The organism is Actinomycetota bacterium (assembly GCA_040754375.1).
Classification (GTDB): domain Bacteria; phylum Actinomycetota; class Acidimicrobiia; order Acidimicrobiales; family AC-14; genus JBFMCT01.
The window spans coordinates 1-22956 of record JBFMCT010000003.1 but is presented as its reverse complement, the minus strand read 5'-3'; the positions used below and the strand labels follow the sequence as shown (position 1 = coordinate 22956).

At 72.7% G+C, this 22956-nt stretch carries 21 protein-coding genes, 1 tRNA gene and 1 pseudogene; 16 read left to right on the top strand and 7 right to left on the bottom strand.

Going from position 1 to position 22956, the window contains the following annotated elements; all coding sequences use genetic code 11:
• The first annotated feature begins 135 nt into the window (after positions 1-135).
• The 3 genes from AB1673_02075 (at position 136) to AB1673_02065 (ending at position 2187) form a co-directional block, all read left to right on the top strand.
• The gene (locus tag AB1673_02075; GenBank protein MEW6152762.1) at positions 136-1281 is read left to right on the top strand and encodes an MFS transporter; all 1146 of its coding nucleotides are present in this window, start codon (positions 136-138) and stop codon (positions 1279-1281) included.
• Positions 1282-1378: 97 nt separating this feature from the next.
• On the top strand, positions 1379-1765 hold the full coding sequence (locus AB1673_02070; protein MEW6152761.1) for a nucleotidyltransferase domain-containing protein: 387 nt from the start codon (positions 1379-1381) through the stop codon (positions 1763-1765).
• Complete coding sequence (locus AB1673_02065) at positions 1762-2187, top strand: HepT-like ribonuclease domain-containing protein (protein MEW6152760.1); 426 nt, start codon at positions 1762-1764, stop codon at positions 2185-2187. The genes AB1673_02070 and AB1673_02065 overlap by 4 nt, the downstream gene beginning before the upstream one ends.
• 53 nt (positions 2188-2240) lie before the next feature.
• Here the strand turns inward: AB1673_02065 and AB1673_02060 are convergent, their stop codons facing one another.
• Together AB1673_02060 and AB1673_02055 are read right to left on the bottom strand one after the other, a co-directional pair.
• Complete coding sequence (locus tag AB1673_02060) at positions 2241-3416, bottom strand: zinc-dependent metalloprotease (protein ID MEW6152759.1); 1176 nt, start codon at positions 3414-3416, stop codon at positions 2241-2243.
• A gap of 58 nt (positions 3417-3474) precedes the next feature.
• Complete coding sequence (locus AB1673_02055; protein ID MEW6152758.1) at positions 3475-4662, bottom strand: trypsin-like peptidase domain-containing protein; 1188 nt, start codon at positions 4660-4662, stop codon at positions 3475-3477.
• Positions 4663-4763: 101 nt separating this feature from the next.
• On the opposite strand from AB1673_02055, the gene AB1673_02050 reads away from it, so the two are divergent.
• From AB1673_02050 to AB1673_02040, 3 genes are read left to right on the top strand one after another with little or no spacing between them, the layout of a single operon-like run.
• Positions 4764-5243, top strand: coding sequence for a molybdenum cofactor biosynthesis protein MoaE (locus AB1673_02050; protein MEW6152757.1), 480 nt, complete (start codon positions 4764-4766; stop codon positions 5241-5243).
• A gap of 8 nt (positions 5244-5251) precedes the next feature.
• Positions 5252-5467, top strand: a complete 216-nt coding sequence (locus AB1673_02045) for a hypothetical protein (GenBank protein ID MEW6152756.1) — start codon at positions 5252-5254, stop codon at positions 5465-5467.
• A gap of 47 nt (positions 5468-5514) precedes the next feature.
• Complete coding sequence (locus AB1673_02040) at positions 5515-6522, top strand: rod shape-determining protein (protein MEW6152755.1); 1008 nt, start codon at positions 5515-5517, stop codon at positions 6520-6522.
• Between the two features lie 6 nt (positions 6523-6528).
• Here the strand turns inward: AB1673_02040 and AB1673_02035 are convergent, their stop codons facing one another.
• A complete protein-coding gene (locus AB1673_02035; GenBank protein ID MEW6152754.1) occupies positions 6529-7119 on the bottom strand; it encodes a HEAT repeat domain-containing protein in 591 nt (196 codons plus the stop codon).
• A gap of 112 nt (positions 7120-7231) precedes the next feature.
• On the opposite strand from AB1673_02035, the gene AB1673_02030 reads away from it, so the two are divergent.
• Positions 7232-7897 (top strand): class E sortase, encoded by a 666-nt coding sequence (locus AB1673_02030; GenBank protein MEW6152753.1) that lies wholly within the window; start codon positions 7232-7234, stop codon positions 7895-7897.
• A gap of 22 nt (positions 7898-7919) precedes the next feature.
• Here AB1673_02030 and AB1673_02025 read toward each other — a convergent pair whose 3' ends face one another.
• Positions 7920-8195, bottom strand: a complete 276-nt coding sequence (locus AB1673_02025; GenBank protein MEW6152752.1) for a hypothetical protein — start codon at positions 8193-8195, stop codon at positions 7920-7922.
• 550 nt (positions 8196-8745) lie between these two features.
• Here AB1673_02025 and AB1673_02020 point away from each other — a divergent pair.
• The 5 genes from AB1673_02020 to AB1673_02000 all read left to right on the top strand — a co-directional run bounded on the left by AB1673_02020 (position 8746) and on the right by AB1673_02000 (position 16818).
• On the top strand, positions 8746-9753 hold the full coding sequence (locus AB1673_02020; protein MEW6152751.1) for a PDZ domain-containing protein: 1008 nt from the start codon (positions 8746-8748) through the stop codon (positions 9751-9753).
• A gap of 169 nt (positions 9754-9922) precedes the next feature.
• On the top strand, positions 9923-12535 hold the full coding sequence (locus AB1673_02015) for an ATP-binding protein (GenBank protein ID MEW6152750.1): 2613 nt from the start codon (positions 9923-9925) through the stop codon (positions 12533-12535).
• A complete protein-coding gene (locus tag AB1673_02010; protein MEW6152749.1) occupies positions 12532-13764 on the top strand; it encodes a hypothetical protein in 1233 nt (410 codons plus the stop codon). The genes AB1673_02015 and AB1673_02010 overlap by 4 nt, the downstream gene beginning before the upstream one ends.
• Positions 13765-13813: 49 nt before the next feature.
• Positions 13814-16714: a DivIVA domain-containing protein gene (locus tag AB1673_02005; protein MEW6152748.1), complete on the top strand. Its 2901-nt coding sequence runs from the start codon at positions 13814-13816 to the stop codon at positions 16712-16714.
• A gap of 27 nt (positions 16715-16741) precedes the next feature.
• Positions 16742-16818 (top strand) — tRNA-Met (locus AB1673_02000).
• 623 nt (positions 16819-17441) lie between these two features.
• On the opposite strand, the gene AB1673_01995 is transcribed toward AB1673_02000, so the two are convergent.
• A complete protein-coding gene (locus tag AB1673_01995; GenBank protein ID MEW6152747.1) occupies positions 17442-17933 on the bottom strand; it encodes a heavy metal-responsive transcriptional regulator in 492 nt (163 codons plus the stop codon).
• 84 nt (positions 17934-18017) lie between these two features.
• Between AB1673_01995 and AB1673_01990 the strand changes: the two genes are divergently transcribed.
• From AB1673_01990 to AB1673_01980, 3 genes are read left to right on the top strand one after another with little or no spacing between them, the layout of a single operon-like run.
• Complete coding sequence (locus AB1673_01990; protein MEW6152746.1) at positions 18018-18239, top strand: heavy-metal-associated domain-containing protein; 222 nt, start codon at positions 18018-18020, stop codon at positions 18237-18239.
• The gene (locus tag AB1673_01985; protein MEW6152745.1) at positions 18236-20686 is read left to right on the top strand and encodes a heavy metal translocating P-type ATPase; all 2451 of its coding nucleotides are present in this window, start codon (positions 18236-18238) and stop codon (positions 20684-20686) included. Before AB1673_01990 ends, AB1673_01985 begins: the two co-directional genes overlap by 4 nt.
• Positions 20687-20688: 2 nt before the next feature.
• Positions 20689-21954: an MFS transporter gene (locus tag AB1673_01980; GenBank protein ID MEW6152744.1), complete on the top strand. Its 1266-nt coding sequence runs from the start codon at positions 20689-20691 to the stop codon at positions 21952-21954.
• Positions 21955-21991: 37 nt separating this feature from the next.
• On the opposite strand, the gene AB1673_01975 is transcribed toward AB1673_01980, so the two are convergent.
• Positions 21992-22201 carry a hypothetical protein gene (locus tag AB1673_01975; protein ID MEW6152743.1) on the bottom strand — a complete coding sequence of 70 codons (210 nt, stop codon included), beginning with the start codon at positions 22199-22201 and terminating at the stop codon, positions 21992-21994.
• 61 nt (positions 22202-22262) lie between these two features.
• On the opposite strand from AB1673_01975, the pseudogene AB1673_01970 reads away from it, so the two are divergent.
• A pseudogene (locus AB1673_01970) lies at positions 22263-22436 on the top strand (TMEM165/GDT1 family protein).
• A 137-nt stretch (positions 22437-22573) separates the two neighbouring features.
• Here the strand turns inward: AB1673_01970 and AB1673_01965 are convergent.
• Complete coding sequence (locus AB1673_01965) at positions 22574-22828, bottom strand: site-specific integrase (GenBank protein MEW6152742.1); 255 nt, start codon at positions 22826-22828, stop codon at positions 22574-22576.
• Positions 22829-22956: the final 128 nt, after the last annotated feature.

Sequence of the window (22956 nt, the reverse complement as noted above, 5' to 3'; positions counted from 1 at the left end):
CCGGGGCGAGCGGACGGGGGTGGTCTGGCTGGGGGTGGTCCGGCCGGCCCGGCCGGCCCGGGGGGCGGCTGGCAGCCACTGCGCACCCCGCCCCGCCCCGGCCCGCGCGAGCAGTCGCCGTTCTCCCGGTTGGCGGTGACGCACTGCCTCTCGGTGGCCGGGGACACGCTGATCACCCTGGCCCTGGCCGGCTCGCTGTTCTTCTCGATCTCCCCGTCGGCCGCCAGGGGCCGGGTGGCCGCCTACCTGCTGCTGACCATGGCCCCGTTCGCGATCATCGCACCACTGCTGGGCCCGGCCCTCGACCGCAGCCGGGGCGGGCGGCGCACGATGCTGATCCTGGCGGCCGTGAGCCGGGCCGCCGTGTGCCTGTCGATGGCCACCCACGTGGACAGCGCGTGGGTCTTCCCCGAGGCGTTCGCCCTGCTGGTGCTGGCCAAGGCGCACATGATCACCAAGAGTGCCCTGGTGCCGGCCACCGTGGCCGACAACTCCGAGCTGGTGGAGGCCAACTCCCGGCTGGCCGTGCTGTCGGCCGTCACCGGGTTCGTCGTCGCCCTACCCGGCATCGCCATCTTGCGGATCGGCTTCCTGGGCAGCCCGTGGGCGCTGCGCCTGGCCGCCGTCGCGTTCGTGGCGGCTGCTTTCGCGGCCGCCCGCATCGCCCGGCCCCCGAAGTCCCACGAACCGATCGCCGAGTCGCCGGTGGCCAAGGCCGAGTTGCACTCGGCCAGCATCCGCCTGTCGGTCACGGCCATGGCCGTGCTGCGAGCCGTGGTCGGGCTGATGACCTTCCTGGTGGCCTTCGCCTTCCGGCGCGAGGACGCCCCGGCGTGGTGGTTCGGGGCGGTCCTGGCCACCAGCGTCGTCGGCAACTTCGCGGGCGCGGCCGTCGCCCCGTGGCTGCGCCGCCACCTGCGCGAGGAACGGATCCTGCTCGGGGCTCTGGCCCTGGTCACGGTCACGGCCTTCTTCGCCGCCCGGGCGGGCGGCCTGGGGGCGATCGCCGCCCTGGCCGCGGTCCTCGGCCTGGCCGCCGGGGCCGGCAAGCTGGCCTTCGACAGCATCGTGCAGCGCGACGCTCCCGACGCTGTGCGGGGCCGCACGTTCGCCCGGTTCGAGACCCGGTTCCAGCTCGTGTGGGTCGTGGGGGCGGCTGTCCCCGTGGTCCTGACGCTGTCGGCCAGCACCGGGATGGACCTCATCGCGGTGGCTTCGGCCGCCGCCTTCACCACCTACGTCGGCGGCCTGGCCGCGACACACCGCCGCGACGTGGTCTGACACCAGGCGACATCGTCTGATCCCGGCGATCTCGTCTGATCATGGCGAGGTCAGTCCGGGCCAAGGACGGCCGCCCTCGGACGGTAGCTTGGGCGCCATGAGCCCCGACGAGCTGGCTCGCCATCTCAGCGCCAGTGCGGTGCTGGACGACGTCCGGCTGGTCGTCCTTCACGGGTCGAGGGCCCGCGGCGACGCGTCCGACTGCTCGGACTGGGACGTCGGATTTCTCGCCGGCCCAGCCGCGGACGTCGGTGCCATCGGTGCGCTCGTGACGTCGGCCGTCGGCTCCGATCGTGTGGACCTGGTCGACTTGGCCTCGGCCAGCGCGCTGCTCCGGTTCCGGGCTGCCCGCGACGGCATCGCGTTGTTCGAGCGGCGGTCCGGCGAGCTGGGGCGTTTTCAGCTCGAAGCGACCTTGTTCTGGTGCGATGTCGAGCCCGTCCTGCGGGCCGCGCACCACGACTTACTGGCGGCACTGGGATGAAGGGGGTCGATCCGGACCTTCTGGCCGAGCGCGCCGGATCGGTTGTTCGGCACCTCGACCGGGTCGCGGCTTACCTGCCCGACGACCCGGCCGAGCTTCGGCCGATGACGGCGACGACCGACACCGTCGTACTTCACCTTTGGCAGGCCATCCAGGTGGTGTTCGACCTCGCCGTGTCGACCTGCGTGAGAGCGGGCTTAGGCAGCCCCTCGACCTACGCCGAGGCGTTCCAACGCCTCGCGGAGGCCGGCATCTTGGTGCCTGAGCTCGCTGCGCGACTGGGTCGGGCGGCCGGCTTCCGCAACCTCTTGGTGCACGGCTATGAGCGGCTCGACCCCGTTCGGGTGCACGCCATCGCCCGGGATGGGCCGCCTGATCTGCTTGCCTTCCTGTCCTGCCTGCGGGACTACTCGCCGGGGTAGACACACGGCGGCGCCCCGTGGAGGCACCGGGTCGTGCTCCCCACAGGCCGGCTTCAGTCGTCGGGCAGGTCGATGCGGGCCAGCCACAGGCCCGGGGCGTCGAGCTCGGCCGAGGTTGGCAACTCGCGCTCGGACTCCCACAGGCGGCGCAGGCCGGGGTCGCCGGCCCGTTCGACCACGCCCCGCACGAACGCCGTGCCCCGTTCGTACTGGGCGCGGCCCAGCTCCAGGCCGAGCAGGCGGGCCGCGAAGCGCTCGCCGTCGGTGGCATCGGCCCGGCGGCGGCGCACGGCCTCCATGAGCCGGCCGTAGGACCCGATCAAAGGCTGACCTACGGTCTCGACGATGTGGTCGACGTAGCCGACCACGGCCGTGAGCAGCACCTCGATCCGCTCCCGCACGGCCTCCTGTTCGGGTGACTGGACGACCCCGAGCAGGGTCTCGGGGCTGCCCAGGGCCTTCTGGAGGGCGTTGGGGTCGTTGAGGTCGAGGTCGCCGAAGCTGGCCTCGACGGCGTCGACGTCGACCTGGAAGCGGCTCACGAAGTCGTCGAGCAGGCCCAGGAGCCGGGCGCGCACGTGCTGGCGCCCCAGGACGGCGTGAAAGGTGATCTCGTTGAGGCAGACGAGCATGCGCAGGTCGTCGCGGGGTAGGTCCCACTCGGAGGCGAAGGCGTCCATGTTGGCCGGGTTGACCAGCAACTGGTCGGCGGGCCGGCGGGGGAGGGGCAGGTCGTACTGCCCGAAGCTGTGGCGGGCCAGGTGGCCGAGCATCACGCCCGACTGCAGGCCCAGCATGACGGGCCTGAGGACCTTGGTGATGTCCCCCATGAACGCCAGCGTCGGGTCGGGGCCCGGCTCGTCGTCGCCCTTGTCACGGCCCAGGGCAGCGGCCAGGCGTTCGAGGACGGGCCGGTAGGACTCGAGGCTGTGCAGGGCCCAGTCGCCCCGGCTCACGGGCAGGACCGACAGCACGCCGCCGGCGATCGAGGTGGGCAGGCCGGTGGCGTCGGCCACCCGCAGGTCGGCCACCCGGGCCAGTTCCTCGAGGCGGATGCGCTCCATGGGCTCGACGTTGCCCTGGGCCCGGCCCTCGGTCGCGATCCACATGGACATCTGGCGGGCCACGTCCCAGTTGACCGGTCCCTGGCTGGCGAACATGCGGGCCAGGTCGCCGAAGAGGGGGAACCCCTCGAAAGGGTTGCCTTCGGGTGGGCCCGAGCCGCTCATCACATCATCGTAGGCCCACCGACCACCGGAACCGTCCCGGGGCCGGCCGCCCCCGGGGTCAGTCGGCGTCGGTCCGCTCGATCAGGACCACGTTGAGGACGGTCTTGTGGCCGTCGCGGATCACTTCCACGGCCACCAGGTCGCCGGGGCGGTGCTGGCGGAGGGCCACCACCAGCGTGCCCATCGACTTGACCGGTCGTCCGCCCAGACCGACGACCAGGTCACCCTCCTGGATGCCCGCGAGGGCCGCGGGGCCACCGTCGACCACGGTGACGATGCGGGCCGCGCCGTCGAGGTTGAGGTCGTGGGCCGTGGCCCCGTCGAGGTCGATGCCCGATATGCCGAGCCAGGGATGGGTCGCCCGGCCGGTGGCGATGATCTCGTCGGCCACCGTGCGGGCCACGTCGATGGGGGTGGCGAAGCCGAGCCCCTCGGGCCCCACGTCGCTGACCGCCACGGCCGTCGTGATCCCGATGACCCGCCCGCTCCCGTCGAGCAGGGCGCCACCGGACGAACCGGGCGAGATGGGGGCGTCGGTCTGGATCATGTCGTGGAGGGTGACGGTGCCGCCCCGCGTGCGGACCGTGCGGTGGAGGGCGCTGACGACCCCGACCGTGACCGACGGGCCCCCGGCCAGCGCCAGGGGCGAGCCCATGGCCACGGCCAGCTGGCCGACCTTCAAAGAGGCGGCCGTGCCCAGCTCGGTGGTGGCGAACGGGCCTCCGTCGATCTTCAGGACGGCCGTGTCGGTATCGGGGTCGGCCCCCACGACCCGGGCCGGAAGCTCCCGGCCGCTGGCCAGGACGGCGGTGATGGCCGTCGCGCTGTCGACCACGTGGGCGTTGGTCAACAGGTGGCCGTCCTCACGGAAGATCACCCCTGACCCGCTGACCCCCGACCCGGCCCGGTTGGCCCTGATCTGGACGATCCCCGGCCGGGCCCGCTCGGCGATGGCCACCACCTGCTCCACGGCCGTGACCGGGGTGGCCGCCCCTACGGTCGTCACCGTGCGCTCGGCCGCCTGCTCGCCGGTGCGCACCGCACCCAGCCCGATGAGGAGGCCCGTCGAGAGGAGGCTGGCCCCGATGGCAGCCGCGATGGCCACCGCCCAGACGGTGCGGTGGGTGACGGTTCTGGGGCCTGTGGGGGCCGCGAACTCCAGCTCGGACGGGTGGCGCCATACCCGGTCGTCAAGCGCCGGCGGCCGACGGAAGGGCGGTCCGTCGTCCGACTCGACGAACTCCATGTCCCCGAGCTTACCGGCGGGCCCTCCCGCGAAGGCCGCGCCCCCGCCCTTGTGGCTCCGGGATAACGGTCTTGGGGGGACAAGTCGGTAGCATTGCGACAATGGGACAGTCGGCTGACGCGCGCGGTCCTGATTGGGTCGGTCTGACCGATCAGGTTCTCCCCGTGGCCGAGGCGCTGAGTTTCGTCGCCCATCCCGCCAGCGGGGCGGTCGTGTTGTTCTGTGGCACGGTGCGCGATCACGCCGAAGGTCGCAGCGGTGTGAGCCAGCTCCACTACGAAGCCTATGACGAGGAAGTGGGGCCCAAGCTGGCCGCGATCGCGGCCGAGATCCACCGGCGCTGGCCCCACGTCCGGCGGGTAGTGCTTCTCCACCGCTCGGGCACCATGGTCGTGGGCGAGGTCTCGGTGGTCGTGGTGGTGTCGGCTCCCCACCGCGACGACGCCTTCGAAGCGGCCCGCTTCGGCATCGACACCGTAAAGTCGACCGTGCCCATTTGGAAGCGCGAGCGGTGGTCGGAAGGGGAGGACTGGTCGCGCTGTGACCACCCTGTGAGCGAGCTGTCGGGCACGGGGAGCTGAGGGCGGACGTGGGCAGCCTCGTGTTCCTCCTGGCGTTCCTGCTGCTGAGCCTCATCGGGGCGCTCCTGCTGTGGTTGCGCGACCGCGGCCCACGTTCGATGGAGGCCCACATACGTGAGTTCGAGCGTGAGCTTCACGCGCTCTCGCCCGAAGCGCCCCTCGACCCGCCCCGCCGGCGGGGGGCGCCGCGCGGGCGCCTTCCCCGAGGGCACGACGCTGGTTAGCCGGCCGGCCCCCGGCCCGCCGCCGGGCCTGAGCGTCAGCGGCCTCCATGGCTAGAGACCTGGCCATCGACTTGGGGACGGCCAACACCCTGGTCTACGCCAAGGGCCGCGGGATCGTCCTCAACGAGCCCACAGTCATCGCCCTCAACGTCCAGACCCACGACGTGCTGGCCATGGGCCACCAGGCGTGGCAGATGATCGGTCGTACCCCCGGCTACATCCAGGCCGTCCGCCCGCTCCGCAAGGGCGCCATCACCGACTTCGACATCACCCAGCGGATGATCCGCCTCCTGCTCCAGCGGGCCGGCCTGTCGCGCTTCCAGCGGCCCCGGGTGCTCCTGTGCGTTCCCTCGGCCATCACCGAGGTGGAGCGCCGGGCCGTGAAGGAGGCCGCCCGCCAAGCCGGCGCGGCCGACGCCCAGCTGGTGGCCCAGCCCATGGCGGCCGCCATCGGCGCCGGCCTGCCCATCCACGAGCCCCTGGGCAACATGGTCGTCGACATCGGTGGCGGTACGACCGAGACGGCCATGATCTCGCTCGGGGGGATCGTGGCCTTGCGGGCCATCCGCATCGGCTCGTTCGACATCGACGCCTCGATCCAGGCCTACGTGCGCCGCGAGTACGGGATGGCCATCGGTGAGCGCACGGCCGAGGAGATCAAGCTGGCCATCGGGTCGGCGGCCGTGATGGACGACGAGGTCAAGGCCGAGGTCCGGGGCCGCGACCTCATGAGCGGGCTGCCCAAGACGGCCATCCTGTCGCCCGAGGAGATCCGTGAGGCCATCGACGAGCAGGTGCGGGCCATCGTCGACTCGGTGGTCGACTGCCTGGGCATGGCCCCGCCCGAGCTGGCCCAGGACCTCATCGCCCAGGGCATCCACCTGGTCGGGGGCGGCGGGATGCTGGCCGGCCTCGACCGGCGGCTGGCCGAGGAGACGGCCCTGCCCGTCCACCTGGTGGACGCCCCTCTCGAATGCGTCGTGCTCGGGGCCGGCAAGTGCCTGGAGGCTTTCGAGTCGCTGAAGTCGCTGTTCATGGGGGCCGAGGGGCGCTGACCGGGGTCAGCTGAGGTCTTCGGCGGCCTGGCGCACCTGCCAGTCCCGGTCGGAGCGGGCCGCGGCCAGCGCGGCCTCGACCTCGGGACCGTCGAACGGGGCCAGTGCGATGACCGCCCGGCGCCGGACCGCGGGCCGGTCGCCGGTGGCCGCCAGGATGGCGGGCAGCCCCTCAGGGGACCCTATGGCGCCCAGAGCGGCCACGGCCGCCTCCCGGCACAGGGGGTCAGTGTGCGACGCGGCAACGGCCGCGAGGGCCGGGACGGCGGCGGAGGCCGCCTCCCCCCGCTCACCCAGCGCCCAGGCGGCCGCTTCGACGACGCTGCCGTCGTCGTCAGCGAGCAGTTCTACGAGCCGCCCCTGGAGGTCGTCCAAGGCGATGGCGGCCGCGCACGCCCGGCGCCGGGCCCCGGGGTCGGCGTCGGCCAGCGCCCCGGCGACGTCGGCGGCCGTGGCGGCCCCCAGGCGGACCAGGGCACCTAGCGCGCTCTGGCGTACGGCGGCATCGGGGTCGGCCAGCAGGCGCCGGGCCGTGGGTTCATCGCCGTGGTGACCAGCCACGGCGGCGGCTCGGCGGCGGTCGGCAGCCTCGGACATGGCCACGAGAGCGTACGCGCCGGTTCCGCGGCCGCCTGCGCGCCGTGGCCCGCCAAGGGGCGTGTGCCAAGCTGGCGGTGTGCGGGACGGCACCCGAGGAGCCCCGAAGCCTGTGCGCGAACCGTGGCCGGCCGGTCGACGCCCGGGCCGCGCCGTCCCCGCCCTGCTGGCCGCCGTGGTCCTGGCCGTGGCCGCTCCCGCCTGTGGCGCGGGCGGCGATGCCCGCCGGGCCGGGCCCGGTCCCTCGACCACGGTGGCCCGGGGCGCCGAGCCCCTCGGCCACACCCCGGCCACCACCGCGGTCCCTTACCAGCCGCTCCCCATCCCGGTGGTGATCCCCCGCGACTCCTACGCCCCCGAGCCGGTGGTCGAGTACGGGACCATCGAGATCCCCAAGATCGGGCTCGTGCACCGCATGTACCAGGGCGTCACCCTCCACAACATCGACCTCGGCCCCAGTCACTGGACGGGCTCGGCCACTCCTGGCGAGCGGGGCAACGCAGTGGTCGCCGGCCACCGGTCAACCCACTCCCAGCCCTTCCGGCGGGTCGACGAGCTGGCGCCGGGCGACGAGGTCGTCTTCCGGGTCGACGGGGTGCGCAGCACCTACCAGGTCACCGACAGCTTCGTCGTCTGGCCCGAGGCGGTGTGGATCGCCAACCAGACCCATGAGAAGACGGCGACCCTCTACGCCTGTCACCCCCCTGGGTCCGAGGCCCAGCGCTATGTCGTGCGCCTGGGTTTCGTTTCGTCGGTGCCCGAGACCGAGACCGCCTGAACGACCGGGGCCGGCGGAGGCCTCAGGACACGGCCGAGCGAAGGCCCAGCGCGAACAACACGACGGCTCCGGCCACCGCCGCGGCCATCAGCGTGCCGATGACGGCCAGCAGGACGGTGAGGACGAAGCCCGAACGCACACGGCCCCAGACGCTGATGCCGACGGGGCCGGCCGCCCACTGGTCGGTGAGCTGGGGCATCGGCGCGGTGGCGCCCCCCGAGGCGGCCAACGGGCGTACGGGACGGCCGGGCCCGAAGGACCGGCCGTCGGGGCCTCGGGAGGGGGCCGGGCGCGTCACGGGCGGCATCCTACGGTCCCGGGTGCGCCGGCCATGATGGCCGGCATGCCTGCTCCCGCCGGGGGCGCGCCGCCGAGAGGACCGGAGCGTGGCAGGCTGTGCAGGGTCCCTCACGGTCACCGCGATGGCGCCGACGATTGACAACACGACCACGGTGAGGGTCACCAGGAACGTGGACACAAGCGACTCGATCCTACCGGGAGGTGCCCCGGGCCCCAAGGGCCAGGAGCAACCTCGCTTATCTTCCAACGGCGGCCCCGCTGGCGCGCCTCCGCCGTGGTCATACCCCACGTCGTGGCCTTCTATTCCTGGCGGGGGTCAATCGGCCACTGAGGGGCCCGACGGCGGCGAGGAGCCCGGGGCCTCGCCCCTGCGTACGGCCTGGGGTGACAGGCCGTCCCCGACCTCGACGTCACCGTGGCCGTCCCCCCGGCCGGTCCCTCCCTCCCCGGCGCCTTCCGGCGGCGGTCCGGCCGGCCCCGGCGGCCCTCCGTGGGCGCCCCCGCCGCCACCGGACCGCCGGGGGAGGGGAAGGCCGAGCCTGGCCTCGGTGGTGGCCGCCTCGCTGGCCGCCCTGGTGGCCGCCGCGGGCATCGCCGCCGGTCTGATCCGCGTCCCCTACGACACCGTGGGCCCGGGCGAGACCTACCTGGTCAACGACGTCATCACCGTGGAGGGCACCCAGACGTTCCCGGCCGAGGGCGAGGTCCTCTACGCCACCGTGGCCGTGCGCGAGCGGGTGAGCCTGCTCCACGCCATCGTGGGCCTGCTCGACCCCAACACCGACCTGATCGCCGAGCAGCGGGTCAGGGGAGACATCCCGCCCGAGCAGTTCCGCCAGCTCAACATCGAGGCCATGAGCGACTCGAAGACGGCGGCCGAGCTGCTGGCCCTCGAACGCCTGGGGTTCACCGACCTCGGGGTGGCCGCCGTGGTGGAGTCGGTCTCCGAGGGCTCGCCCGCGGCCGCCGTGCTCCGGCCCGGGGACCTGATCGTGGGGATCGACGGTCAGCCCGTCCGCAACCCGAGCGAGGCCGTCGAGCTCATCCGTGCCCGCCAGCCGGGGCAGACCATCGTCATGCGGGTCGACCGCAGCGGGACCGTGTCCGACGTGAGCGCCACCCTGGCGCGGGCCGAGGACGACGGCCGCCCCCTGCTGGGCGTGCGCCTCTCGACGAAGGTCGAGCTGCCCTTCGACATCAGCATCGACTCCGGCGACGTCGTCGGTCCCTCCGCCGGCCTCTCTTATGCGTTGCAGCTCCTGGACGTCCTCACGCCCGGTGAGCTGACCGGGGGGGCGCGGGTGGCCGCGACCGGTGCCGTGTCCCCGGACGGGGCCGTGGGCCCCGTCGGCGGGGTGGCCCAGAAGGTCGTCACCGTGAAGCGGGCGGGCGCCGAGCTGTTCCTGGTCCCGAAAGAGAACGAGGCCGAGGCTCGGCGCCACGCCGGCAACCTCAAGGTCGTGGCCGTCAGCACGTTCGAGGAGGCCCTGGCGGCCCTCGCCGGACTGCCCGGGAGCAACGCCTCGGACTACGCCCTGGTGGGTGCAGGGCAATAATCCGAAGTACCCCTAAAGTTCTCTGCGGCGCGTGCCGATAAGTCACGGGAAGTGGAACCGGGGGGCAGAGCAAACCGTGAGCCCGCGCCCCGACAAGGCGACCGGAGCTGTGATGGCGCTGACCACGGGGCCAGCGGGCGCTGGCACGCGCCCTCGCGGGTGACAGCCCGTGCCTGACGCCACCACCCAGCTGCGGTTCGCCGTCGAGTTCGCCACGTTCCTGGTGGCGGTGGCCGGTGCCGTGGTGGTCCTGCTGAGGCCGGCCCTGGTCGGGGCTGGTCCCCGGGGCCGCATCGCCTTGGCAGCCGGGTTCACGGCCCTGGCGGGCGCCGCCTTCATGCACGGCTCCTTGCTGGCCGAGGCCGACGACCAGGTGCTGGTGGGGGCGAGGGGCGTGGCCATCGTCCTGCTGGGCCTGGGCAACCTGAGCCTGCGGGCCGACCGTTCCACCCGCCGGGTGCTGTGGGTCGCCCTGGGCCTGCTGGCCGCGGCCGAGGGGGCCACCGCCCTGGAGAGCGACATCGCCGCCAGTTGGGCGAGGGCCGCCGGTGCCCTGGGCCTGGGCGCCGTCCTGGTCGTGTCCGCCCGGCGCTCGATCCCCGCCCGGGTGGCCGTGAGCACGGCGGCCACTCTCCTGGTGGTCGTGCTGGCCGTGTCGGTGGCCCTGAGCGTGGTGATCGCCCGCAGCGTGGAGCGCGAGGCCGTGCGCCGGGTGGACACCCGCGCCCGTGCCGAGGCCGAGAGCATCCAGGCGACGGCCCACCGCGACGCCATCACGAGCGCCAAGCTCGTGGCCCTGAGCCTGGACGCCGAGCGCCTGGCGCCGCTCTCCCAAGACCCGGTCCGCAGCCCCGAGGTCGAGCGCTCGATGCGCTCCCTGGTGGATGCCGACTTGGTGGTCAGCGGCCGTGACGCTCCGCTGGTGTATGTCACCGACCAGCGCCGGGTGGTGGCCGAGGTCAACACCACCGCGGTGGACGCCGTCGGGCTGGCGGGGTCCCAGGCCGTGTCCACCGTCTTGGAGGACAGGCCCCGCCCCAGCAGCGCCTCGGTGGTCGAACTGATCGGCACCCAGGCTTTGGTCGTGGGGGCGCACGCCGTCGAGCTGCGGGGTGGCCCCGAGGGCAACCGCCTGATCGGCGTGGTGGTGGCCGCCATACCCCTCGACGTGCAGTACATCACCGGCCGGTTCGGGGCCGATACGGCCACCGCGCTGGCCCTCGTGGACCGTGACCGCGTGCTCGCGTCCCACCCCCCCGACCAGTTCGACGAAGGCCCGGTGAGGGAGGTGGCGTTGGCTGCCCTGGCCGGTGACGGGCGGGCCTCGCTGGTCACCGACCGCGCTTTCCTGGCGGCCGTCGCCATCACCGGGGCGACCGAGGACCGGGTCCTGGCCGTGGTCACCTCGACCCTGCGGACGACCGTCGACAACACCCGCAACTCCCTCTTCCGCACGCTCTTTGTCGTCGCTCTGGTGGCCGCTCTGGGCTCGTTCTTCGTGGCCGTGGCCGTGGGGGAGCGCATCGGGGCCAAGCTGCGCCGGCTCACGGCCGCCGCCGAGGGGATCCAGCGAGGCGACCTGTCGTCCCGGGCCAGCGTCACCAGCGAGGACGAGCTGGGTGTGCTCGGTTCCTCGTTCGACTCCATGGCCGGGTCCATCGAGTCCCTGGCCACCGAGCTACGCCAGACGGCCGAGGAGGAGACCCGGTTGCGGGGCCGCTTGGAAGCCGTCGTGTCGGGGATGGGCGAGGCGCTCATCGCCGTCGACGCCGGTGGCCGGGTGATGACGTTCAACGACGCCGCCGAGGAGCTGTTCAACGTGGCCGCCGGCCAGGTCGTGGGCCACCGGCTGGCCGACGTGCTCTCGATCCGGACCGAGCAGGGCGAGGACCTGGGGGGCCGGCTCTCCAAGCCCGTACCCGGGGCCTGGTCGGCGGCCGCCGTGGTCAAGGTGGCCGGTGGTGCCGAGGTGCCGGTGGCCCTGTCCGCGGGCGGCCTGCGGGCGGCCGACGGGCGGGTGGGCGGCGGGGTCTACGTCCTGCGCGACGTCCGCCGGGAGCGCCAGGTGGAACGCATGAAGACCGAGTTCCTGGCCAACATCAGCCACGAGCTGCGCACGCCGCTGGTACCCATCAAGGGCTTCGCCGAGCTGCTCCGCAGCCGGGCCGTGCCCGCGGCCCAGGCCCGGGAGTTCCTCGACCGGATCATCGACGGGGCCGACGAGCTGGAGCGGGTCGTCGACCTCCTGGTGAGCGTGGCCGCCGACGAAGCCGCCCGCCTCCAGGTCCGCAGCGAACGGGTGGAGATGGGCAAGGTGCTGGGCACGGTCGTCGAGAGGTGGAAGGGCAAAGTCGACACCCGCCACGAGATCACCCGCCGGGTGGCCCGCGGCCTGCCCCCGATAATGGGCGACCGCCGGCTCCTCGAGCGTTCGGTGGACGAGCTGGTGGCCAACGCCGTCAAGTACTCGCCCGAAGGCGGCAAGGTGAGCGTCTCGGCCTCGGTGGCCGGCAACGGCACCGGGCCCCTGGTCATGGTGACGGTCCGCGACCAGGGAGTGGGCATCCCCAGGGACAAGGTGGCCGAGATCTTTGGCGACTTCTCCCAGGCCGATGGTTCGGCCACCCGGGAGTTCGGCGGGCTGGGCCTGGGCCTGGCCTTCGTCCGCCGCATCGTGCGCGCCCACCAGGGCGAGCTCACGTGCGACTCGGAGCCCGGCGAAGGGTCCACCTTCACGATGGTCCTGCCCGCCGGCCCTCGCGCTCCTAAGGGGGCATCGTGAGGAGGTTGGTGGCGGTCGTCGTGGTGGCGCTGTCGGTGACCACCGTGCTCGGGGCGTGCACCCGGGAGGAGCCCCGGGCCGCCGGGCGCCTGACCGTCGACGGCCGGGCCGAGGTGGCGACCCTCGAGGGTGATCTCGTGTCGGTGACGGGGGCGCGCACGTTGCGGTCGGGCGAGGAGGTCCGTCTCGTCGAGGGGACGGGGTTGCTGGGCCTGGGCGACGACCGGGCTGTCGAGATCGAGACCGGCACGTCGCTCCGCCTCCTGTTCGCCACCACCTCGACGGGACGCACCGAACCCCGCGCCGAACTGCTGACGGGCGACGTGCTGGTGTCCAGCAACGGCGCCGAGGCCATGCTGGACGCGGGGCGGACCGTGGTCACCGTCTCGGGGGTGGCCAGGGTCACGCGGTCGCTGGCGGTCTCGGTGGCCGTGTACCGCGGGTCGGCCGGGGTGGAGTCCGACGGCCGTTCGGTCAGCGTGCCCGCCCTGCGCCAGGTGACCGTCCCCGCGCCCGGGCTGCCCTCCCGGGCCACGCCGCTCTCGCCGTCGCCCTCGGACCGCTGGGACCAGCGGTTCCTGGGTGACGCCGTCGACCTCGGCAACCAGTTGGCCGCGCTCAGCCGGGGGTTCTCGGCCCAGCTGTCCGCGGGCGAGGGCACGTCGGCGGCCTTCTTTCGCCGCCTGCTGCCCGGGCTGGCCGAACAGCCCTTCGACGACACGTTCATCGACCCGGCCCAGCCCGGGGGCGAGGTCCTCGTCGGCGCGGCCATCGCCGTCGCCGGTACGAGGGGCAACTTCGTGACCCGCTGGGCCGATGTCTTCGCCTTCCACGCCGACGGCGCCTCGTGGGGGCTGGTGGCCCTCGACCAGTCCGTCGACCGGGCCCCCCTACTGGCCAGCGTGGACGCAGCCATCGCCCGCTACGCCGCCCCCCCGGGCAGCGAGCTGGCCGGCCCGGCCCCGTCGGTGGGCCCCGTCCCCCCGACCACGGCCCCCTCGGGCGTGGCCACCACGCTGCCGCCGACCACCGTCACCGCCGGCCCACCGACGACCACGACGGCCACCACGGCCCCGTCCTCGGGAGGCGGGCCCGGAGGCGGCTCCCCGGGAGGCGGTGTGCCGGGAGCCGACCGCGGGCCGATCGACCTCGGGCTCCCCGTCGTCGACGACACGCTCAACGTCGTGGTCGACACGCTGAGCGGCCTGCTGCGCTCCCTCGGGGGCTGAGGGCGGGCCCTCCACCGATTTCGCGGGCCGCGGGCGTACGCTCTTGGCGATGGTGTCCGGTATGCACCCCGAGCGGGTAATCACGTCCGGGCCGGTGGTGACGCCCGACAACGTCGCGACCCGTACGTTCACCTCGACCTTCCGGGGCTACGACCCCGGCGAGGTCCGGTCGTTCCTCCGGCGGGTCAGCGAGGAGCTGGCCGGTGCAGCCGAGCGGGAGGCCGACCTGAGGCGGATGCTGGCCGAGGTCCAGACCCGGGCCGACCACCCCGAGCTCGACGAGGACCTGCTCACCCACGCCCTCGGGGAGCACGCCGCCCGCCTTCTGTCGGCGGCGCGCGAGCAGGCCATGGCCATCCGCGAGGAGGCCGAGGAGAAAGCCTCCCGGCTCGTCCGCGACGCCGAGGCCCAGGTCAGCCGCACCCGGTCGGAGGCCGACAGCCTGCTGGCCCGGCGGGTCGACGAGGTCGACTCGGTAACGGCCAAGCTGCGCAACGCGGCCGAGGCCGACGCCCGGGCCCTGCGTGACCAGGCCAAGGCCGACGCCGAGGCCGAGATGCAGGCCGCCCGGGTGCGAGGCCGGGACATGGTGGCCGAAGCCCGGGCCCTGCGCGAGCGGGTCCTGGCCGACCTGGCCCGGCGCCGGCACGTGGCCGAGGTGCAGCTCGAACAGCTCAGGGCGGCCCGCGAACGCCTCCTGTCGGCCTACGCCCTCGTGCGCCGCACCCTCGACGAGGCCACTCAGGAACTGAAGATGGCCGAGGTCGAGGCCCGCCTGGCCGCCGACGAGGTCAAGCGCCGTGCCCCCGAGCCGCCCCCGCCGCCACCGCCCCCACCGCCGGGCTCGGCGCCGCCGGGCCGCTCCGCCGGCCGCGGGACCGTCACCGGGCCGTCGCCCCTCGGTGCGGGGGGCCGCGACCCCGTCACCGGGCCGCAGTTGCCGGGCGGTGCGTCGGGCCGCGACCCCGTCACCGCGGCGCAGTCGCAGGGTGGTGCGGGGGGTCGCGACCCCGTCACCGGGCCGCAGTCGCCGGGTGGTGCGGGGGGTCGCGACCCGGTCACCGGGCCGCAGTCGCCGGGTGGTGCGGGGGGCCGCGACGCCGGCGCGCCGCTCCCGGCCCGCTCCAGTCGCCCGCCCTCGTCGTCCCCAACCCGCCCGGCCACCGCTTGGCCCCCGGCGGCCGCGGCATCCACCGACCAGGTGCGGTCCGACCCCGCCGGGACGACTGGCCCCGGCGGGTCGTCCCACCCTCACATCGCGGCCACGACAGCGGCCGCCGCGGCCGGGTCCGCAGCAGCAGGCCCGTCCGGTCCCGCGGGTCCCGCCCTGAGCACCCCTGGGTCGGGCCCGGGCACGTCCAGGCCGGCCGGCTCCCCCCCGCCTGAAGGCGCGTCCGCCGGCACCGCCACAACCTCGAACACTGCGGACACCGATGACGCCGCCCAGTCGTCGCTCGCGTTGACGGCCGCTGGGGCCCCCGTCTCGCCCGCCGGCCCGCCCGCTGGCCCGCCCGCCGGCCCGCCCGCCGGGACACGGTCCATCGAGCCGGCTGGAGCGGGATGGCCCGCAGGCGGTCGGGCGTCGGCCCCGGGTACCGAGCACCCAGCCGAAGGGCCGACGGGCAGGGGCTCCCCTCGGAACACGGGTGCCGGGGACCCGGCCGCCGGGCTCACGGCCGATGCACCAGCAGGGCGCGAGCCCGGTGGCCTGAGCGCCGCCGGCGTGCCCGCCAGAGCGCTGGCCGCCACATCCCCGGCCGACAGCACGATCTCCCAGCGGGGTGGGCCGACGCTCTCGGTCGTCACGCCGCCCACGGCCCTGGGTGGGCGATCGACCGGTCCCGGCGGAGGAGAGCCGGGTGGCGACCCGGGTGGTGGAGGTCCGGGGCGCACCCTCACTGTTCTGGCCGGCGGCCCAGGCCGGACCGCTGAGCCGGAGGCTCGCGCCCGTCCCTCGATCCTGCCGCGGCCCGTCCCGCCGCCCCCACCCCGCATCACGGCCAGGTCCACCGGGGCCCCGTCCCCCACCGCCACGGCCGCGCCATCGCCGCCCGTACGGCCGGCGCCCGCGCCATCGCCGGCCACCGCCACGCCCGCGGGACCGTCGGCCAGCGGTACCTCCGGAGCGACGACCGCCCCCGAGGCTGACCGGGTGGACGCCCTGTTCGCCCAGATCAAGGCCGACCGGGCCGACGCCCGGGCCGCCAGTGCCACCGCCCCCGTTCCGCGGGAGCCGGCCGCAGACGCCACCCCGAACGAGGCCAGCGAGCGGCCCACGCCGGCCTCCGTCGTGGACGAGCGCGCCCGTTCCCGGCGCGATGAGCTGCTCGAACCGGCCGAGGATGCCATCGGCCGGCAGCTCAAGAGGACGCTGCAGGACGAGCAGAACGAGGTGCTCGACCGCCTCCGCCGCGGCGGGAGGGCCGGGGCCGCGCCCGCGTTGCCGGCCCTAGCTGACCAGATTGCCCGTTATCGCGAGGAAGTGACCGCCGTCGTGGAGGACGCGGTACGAGCCGGCGTCCGCTTCGCCGACCCCAGCGCCAGCGAGGCCCGTTCGGCGGGCTCGGCCGGTGCCGACGTGGCCCGTGCCTTGGCCGAGGCCCTGGCCGGTCCCCTGCACGCCCGGCTCGAACGAGCCCTTCAGGCCGCTGGCGACGGCGACGGGCCCGAGGCCTCCGATGCCGTCAGTGGGGTCTACCGGCAGTGGCGCATCCAGGAGATCGAACCGCTGGTGCGCCACCACGCCGTGCTGGCGTTCTCCCGGGGCGCCTACGCCGCCTATCCGCCGGGGTCCACCCTCCGCTGGGTCGTCGACGACGACGCCCCTTGCCCCGACTGCGACGACAACACCTTGGCCGGCACCGTGCTCAAGGGCGAGGAGTACCCCACCGGCCAGGTCCACCCACCCGCCCACCCTGGCTGCCGCTGCCTCTTGACCCCCACCCCTTAAGGCCGGTGCTAACATGGCTACAACCGCCGCGGGGTGGAGCAGTCTGGTAGCTCGTCGGGCTCATAACCCGAAGGTCGCAGGTTCAAATCCTGCCCCCGCCACCAACGAGAAGCCCAGGTCAGAGGCCCTTTCCGATCAATCGGGGAGGGCCTCTCTGGTGTCCGAAACGGGCTGTGTCTAACGGGTTGTCTAACGAGTGGCAGCTCCGGCGGTGGGGAACACCTGGGACAGCCCACGAAGGGTGGGCACGTGCTGTCGCCCTGGGGGTCCGGCTGGCGGCTGCGTTCGTCGCGGTTGCCGTCGCCGCGGAGGACGGTCTCGACCACCGTGACCAACGTCGTCGCGCGGGTGCTGCTCGACCGCCATGGCGCGGGAGACGGGTGGTCATGCGATCGGCCGGCTCCGCACTAGGCGAGGACACCAACCCCGCCGTCGCACGGATGCCTCACCGAGCGGGGCCCGAACGTGTGCAAGGAGTTTCCGAACCCGCTCACCGACGAGGCTGCACGTGGAGCTGACGTGATCTCACGATGGGCTGCCGCGAAGCGTGCCTGGTGTTCCCGGCCACGCCGCGACCTCGACTGGGACCTCACCGACCCGTCCGGCAAGTCGGTCTACAGATCGGCCCGATCAGGAGATCCACCGCCGGGCCCAAGCTCTACTCGCGGAGGTGCTCGACGAAGCCAGCGGCCACCCGCAAGCACCCGGCTAGGTTCGAGACCGATCTCTACGTCGGCAGGGCGCCTTGCCGCTGGCGGACATGATCGATCAGCCCACAGGTGCCAGGCCGTGACTCCGGAAGCTGGTCGGCCATTCGTTCGAGTGCGACGAGCTCGTCCCGAAGGGCAGTGAGGTCGGCGAGTCGCTGGTCGATCTCGGCCACTTCGCGGCGAAGCACGCGACGGACGTACTTGCACGGTCGTTCGCCCCTCTCCCGGAAGGCGAGGATCTCGCGGATCTCGTCGAGCGTGATGCCGAGCCGTTGCGCGGCCTTGATGAAGGTGAGTCGCTCGACGTCCTCCTCGTCGTAGGTGCGGTAGCCGGAGGCCGTGCGCTCGGGTTGGGGGAGCAGGCCGATGCCCTCGTAGTACCGGATGGTCTTCGGGTTCACTGCCAGCCGTTTGCCGAGCTCGCCGATCCGCATCCGCGTCTCCGTTCCAACATTCCCTTCAGGCGGAAGGGTAGGCGGCTCGTGCCGGGTCGCCTCGGTGTCATCCATGAGGCCGCACTCTAGTCTTGACCTTCCATCCGGATGGAAGGTCTACCGTGCAGACAAGCACACTCTCCCCATGAGGAGCATGGCATGACACCGCTTTCCCTGACCGTGACCGGGATGAACTGCACCGGATGCGAGCAGCGCATCTCCTCGGTTCTCGGCCGCCTCGACGGCGTGCAGAGCGTCCAGGCTGACCACCAAAGCGGCGTGATCCGCCTCGAGTACGACCCGTCCCTCGTCACGGCCGAGACGATCGCTAGCCGCCTGGCGGACGCTGGCTATGAACGCTCCGACCCGGCCGAGCGATGAGCACCGTTGCGCCGGACACGGAGCAGCTCTGGGCGGAGGAGCCGAGCCACCTCGAGGGCCGCGCCCGCATCCGCGCGCGCATCGCTGGGCTCCACTGCTCATTGTGCACCGGCACGATCGAGAAGGCGCTGGGTCGCGAGGCTGGCGTGGACAAGGTGGCGGTGAGCCTCACCCATGAGCAGGCGCTGGTGGACTACGACCCGAGGGTCATCGCGCCGGCCGACATCCTGACCATCCTGCGCGACATCGGCTACGACCTCTACGACCCGCGCAAGCTGCGGCCCTTCGAGGAAGAGGAGGCCGACCTCGTTCGCGAGGGTCAGCGCCTCCTTGTGGCAGCCGGCGCCAGTCTGGCTGCGATCGCTCTCATAGCGAACGTGACGGGTGTGTGGTCGGTGCTCGTGCCGGCCTCGGTCGTGGTGCTCATGGTCCCGGTTGCCTACGCGATCCTGCGCCCCGCGGGCCGAGGCAGCGCGCTTGGCGGAGCGTTCGCGCTCGTCGCCCCTGCCGCCCTGGCGATCGCCGGCCGCGCCACGGGGGCCATCGATGAGACTGCGGCGGGCTGGATTACCGGTGCTCTGGCGCTCGCGGTCGTGTTCGGCGTGGCACCCCACATCCTGCGCATGGCGTACCAGTCGGGTCGGCGCGGGATCCTCAACCAGCACGTCCTGTTAGAGGTCGGCGCCTTCGCCGGCATTGTCGGCGGCATCGTCGGCCTCACCGGCGTGCTCGACGATTACCCGACGGCACCGTTCTTCGCGGTGAGCGTGCTGGTCGCGAACTACCACATCTTCTCGGAGTGGCTGTCCCTGCTGGTCAAGACTCGGTCGAGCCAGGCGGTCAAGAAGCTGCTCGACCTGCAACCCGATACGGCTCGTGTCGTGCGCGACGGGCGCGAGCGCGACGTCCCGATCGCAGAAGTCCAGCTCGGCGACCTCGTCCGAATCCGGCCCGGCGAGCGAATCCCCGTCGACGGCCAGGTGAAGAGCGGCCACTCCGCCGTCGATCTGGCGCTGGTGACCGGCGAGCCCGTGCCTGTCGAACGCTCCGTCGGCGATGAGGTGATCGGCGGGTCGATCAATGGTGACGGCACTTTGGTCGTGCGGGTGGTGCGCGTCGGTGCGGACAGCTTCTTGTCCCAGGTCGTCCGCCACGTCGAGGACGCCCGAGCGCTCAAGCCCGGCATCCTCCACCTCGTCGACCGGGTTCTGCGGGTCTACACGCCTACGGTCCTATTGGTCGCGGCCGGTGCACTTGTCGCCTGGCTCGCCGCGTCCGCGCTGCTCGACGGAGAGCCCGACGTCCGCCGGGCCGTGTTCGCCGGCATCTCCGTGCTCGTCATGGGCTACCCGTGCGCAGTTGGGATCGCGGCACCGCTCGCCATCGTGCGAGCAGCCGGCGAAGCCGCCGACCTAGGCGTCATCATGCGTACAGGCGAGGCGTTCCAGACCTTCGGCGAGATTCGCAAGGTCGTGCTCGACAAGACGGGCACCCTCACCGAGGGCCGACCTGTCGTGCGCGAAGTCATGCCGGCCACCGGTGGCTCAGCCGAGGGCCTACTCGCCCTAGCCGCCGCCGCCGAGAGCCCGTCCCAACACCCGTTGGCTCGGGCGATCGTCGACGCCGCGCGGTCTCGCGGCCTCCCCGTCGCGGACGCCGAGCACTTCGAATCCGTCACCGGGTTCGGTGTCGATGCGACGATCGGCGGTCGTCACGTGCTTGTCGGCCGCCGGCAGTTCCTCGCGGATCGGAACGTCACAGGGAACGAGATTGATGCCGTCATTGAACCGCTGGAGCGGGGCGGCCACACCGTCGCGGCCGTCGCCGTCGACGGCGTGTTCGTCGGCGCTGTCGCACTCGGGGACGAGCTCCGACCCGACGCCGCCGAGGCGGTCCGGAGGATGCGGGCCGTCGGCATGGAGCCCATCCTGGTCACCGGGGACAATGCCGAGACAGCGCGCGCCGTGGCCGAGCGCGTGGGGATCGATGACGTCCACGCCGCCGTGCTGCCCGATGGGAAGGCCGACATCGTTCGTCGCCTCCAAGCCGATGGCAACCGAGTGGCGATGGTGGGTGATGGCATCAACGACGCCCCCGCCCTGATGCAGGCCGACGTCGGCATCGCTATGGGCGGCGGCACCGACATCGCTGTGGAGTCGGCTGACGTCATCATCTTGCGCGACGACGTCTCGGCCGTGCTCACCGCGCGGGAGATCAGCCGGTCGAGCTACCGCCGCACGCGCCAGAACGTCGCCCTTGCCTTCGTGTTCAACGGCATCGGCATCCCGCTCGCCGCGACCGGGCTCGTCCAGCCCGTTTGGGCGATGATCGCCATGGCGCTCTCGGTCACCACGATCTTCGTGAACTCCCTCGGCGGGCGGCCATCGTTGCTGTTCCAGGCGATCGGCAGCGTCGGCCGCACCGGGCCCGCCGCCTCCGAGGCCTGACAGTGATCGGTAGCCGCGACGGCCGTCAGGACGCACTGCCAGCAGCGCAGCTTGGTCGCCTCCTACGCGTGCTCACGGCGGCGACCTTCCTGGTGTTCTTCCAGGCATTCATGGTGGCGCCGTTGATCCCCGTCCTCGCCGAGATCTTCGACGTCACTCCGCGTTTCATGGGGTTCATCGAGCCCGCCTATCTCATCCCGTACGGCGCCATGGTGCTGGTGTGGGGACCGCTCTCGGACCGAGTCGGTCGACGCCAGGTGATCCTTGGGTCGATGAGCGCCTTCGTGGCGCTGACTGCCCTGGCGACACTTGCCGATAGCGCCGGCGGCTTCCTCGGTGCACGAGCGCTCATCGCCATCGGGTCCAGCGGCATCGTCCCGATCGCCTTGGCCCTGGTCGGCGACGTGTTTCCCTTCGAACGACGGGGTCACGCCCTCGGATGGGTGTTCGGCGCCATGGCGGGAGGGATCGCGGTCGGTTCCAGCGCTGGAGCGCTCCTCGAGCCGGCCGTTGGGTGGCGGGGCCTGTACCTCATCGTCTCGGCGTTGGGAGCCGGGGTCCTGACCGTGCTCTGGCGTCATCGCCGCCTTCTCGGCAACCGTCCAGCGGCTCAGCCTCGGCCAGTCCGCGCGGTCGCCCGGAGCTACCTGGCGCTGTTGCGAGCTCGACGCGCCCGACGGACGTACGCGTACGTGCTGTTCAACGCAGTCCTACACGCAGGGATCTACACCTGGCTCGGTGTCTACCTGGTCGACCGTTACGCGCTGAGCGAGGCAGGCATCGGTTTCGCCCTACTGGGCTACGGGATCCCTGGCTTCCTCCTCGGCCCTCTGGTCGGCCGCCTCGCTGACGAGCGAGGCAGAGCGCGGCTCATACCGCTGGGACTCACGGTTGCTGCGATCGCAGCTGGCGTCCTTGCGGTGTCCATCCCCGTCGGACTCGCCGTGTTCGCGGTGGCATTGCTGTCCTTGGGCTACGACCTCACCCAGCCGCTTCTCGCGGGGATCGTCACCGACCTGTCCCCGAACCGTGGCCAAGCGATGGCGCTCAACGTCTTCACGCTCTTCATGGGCTTGGGGACAGGCAGCCTCGTGTTCCAGGCACTGCTACCGCTCGGCTTCGGAACTGCGCTCACGATCTTCGCCGCAGCGGCTGTCGTAGCGGCGCTCGTCGGGCTCGGGGCCTTCCGATCGGAGCTGGCCCCGGGTCCGGCGACGGGAAGTGTTCGTGCTCCGGAACCAGCGGCCACCTCGGGCGTCTCAACGTAAGGACAATCAGTAGGAACGTGGGCGCTGCCTCGACGGGTCACGAGCGCCAAGTCGCAGGAACACGCTCGATGGCCACGAGCGGCGGCATGCGCCCCATGCGGACATCCATGACGTCGCAGCGGGCCTCCTTCCCGAGGAAGAGGTCGACCAGGTCAGCAGGCTCGCCGAGCGTGGGCCGGTCGGCATGAGTGACGAGCGCCGGTCCCCGGGCCTGCTTCGGTAGCAGGAGCAGACCTTCGACCGGCATCGCACGTCGATGCCCGGTCGAGGCAGCCCCACTCCTCGGGGCAGCTACCCGGACGACCCCTTTGCTCGCCTTGCTTGTGAGCTTCGGAGTGATCTTCGTCGGGGAGCTCGGCGACAACAGCCAACTCATGGCGTTCGTCTTCGCGAGCCGCTATCGGCCGTATCCGATCCTGGTCGGGATCAGCTTGGCGACGGCCGTGCTGCACGCCATGTCGGTCGTGGTCGGAGCGCTGATGTGTGGACATCCCTCTCGAGATCGCATCGTCGCGGCTCAGCGTAAGCCTGCCGATGATGCGGTGGCGGCGTGCGCTTTACCGACGCTGACATGCCGAGGGCCCGTCTAAGCAGCGGTCGCGGGGTCGCGGATTTAGCGTCAGCTGTCGCCGAACACGACCTTGGCGAAGATGTGGGCAGCGTCGGCCTGCATGCCGGGGAGGACGTGCTGGTAGACGCTCATGGTGAACGCCACGTTGGCGTGGCCGAGGCGTTCGCTCACGACCTTCGCCGGCACGCCGGCATTGAGGAGGATCGTGGCGTGCGTGTGCCTCAGGTCGTGCGGCCTGATGCGAGGGACGCTCGATGCATCGACGAGCCGCTGGAAGTGCTGGCTGTAGGAGTCTGGATGGATCGCGAGGTTGTCCCGAGCGTCGTAGAACTTGAGTGGCGGTCCTCCACCTCGTCCCTGCCGTGAGGCAGGCTCGGGGTGTCAACCAACCGAGTTGAGAAGGAGGACCACCAACATGTCAGCGTCTCACA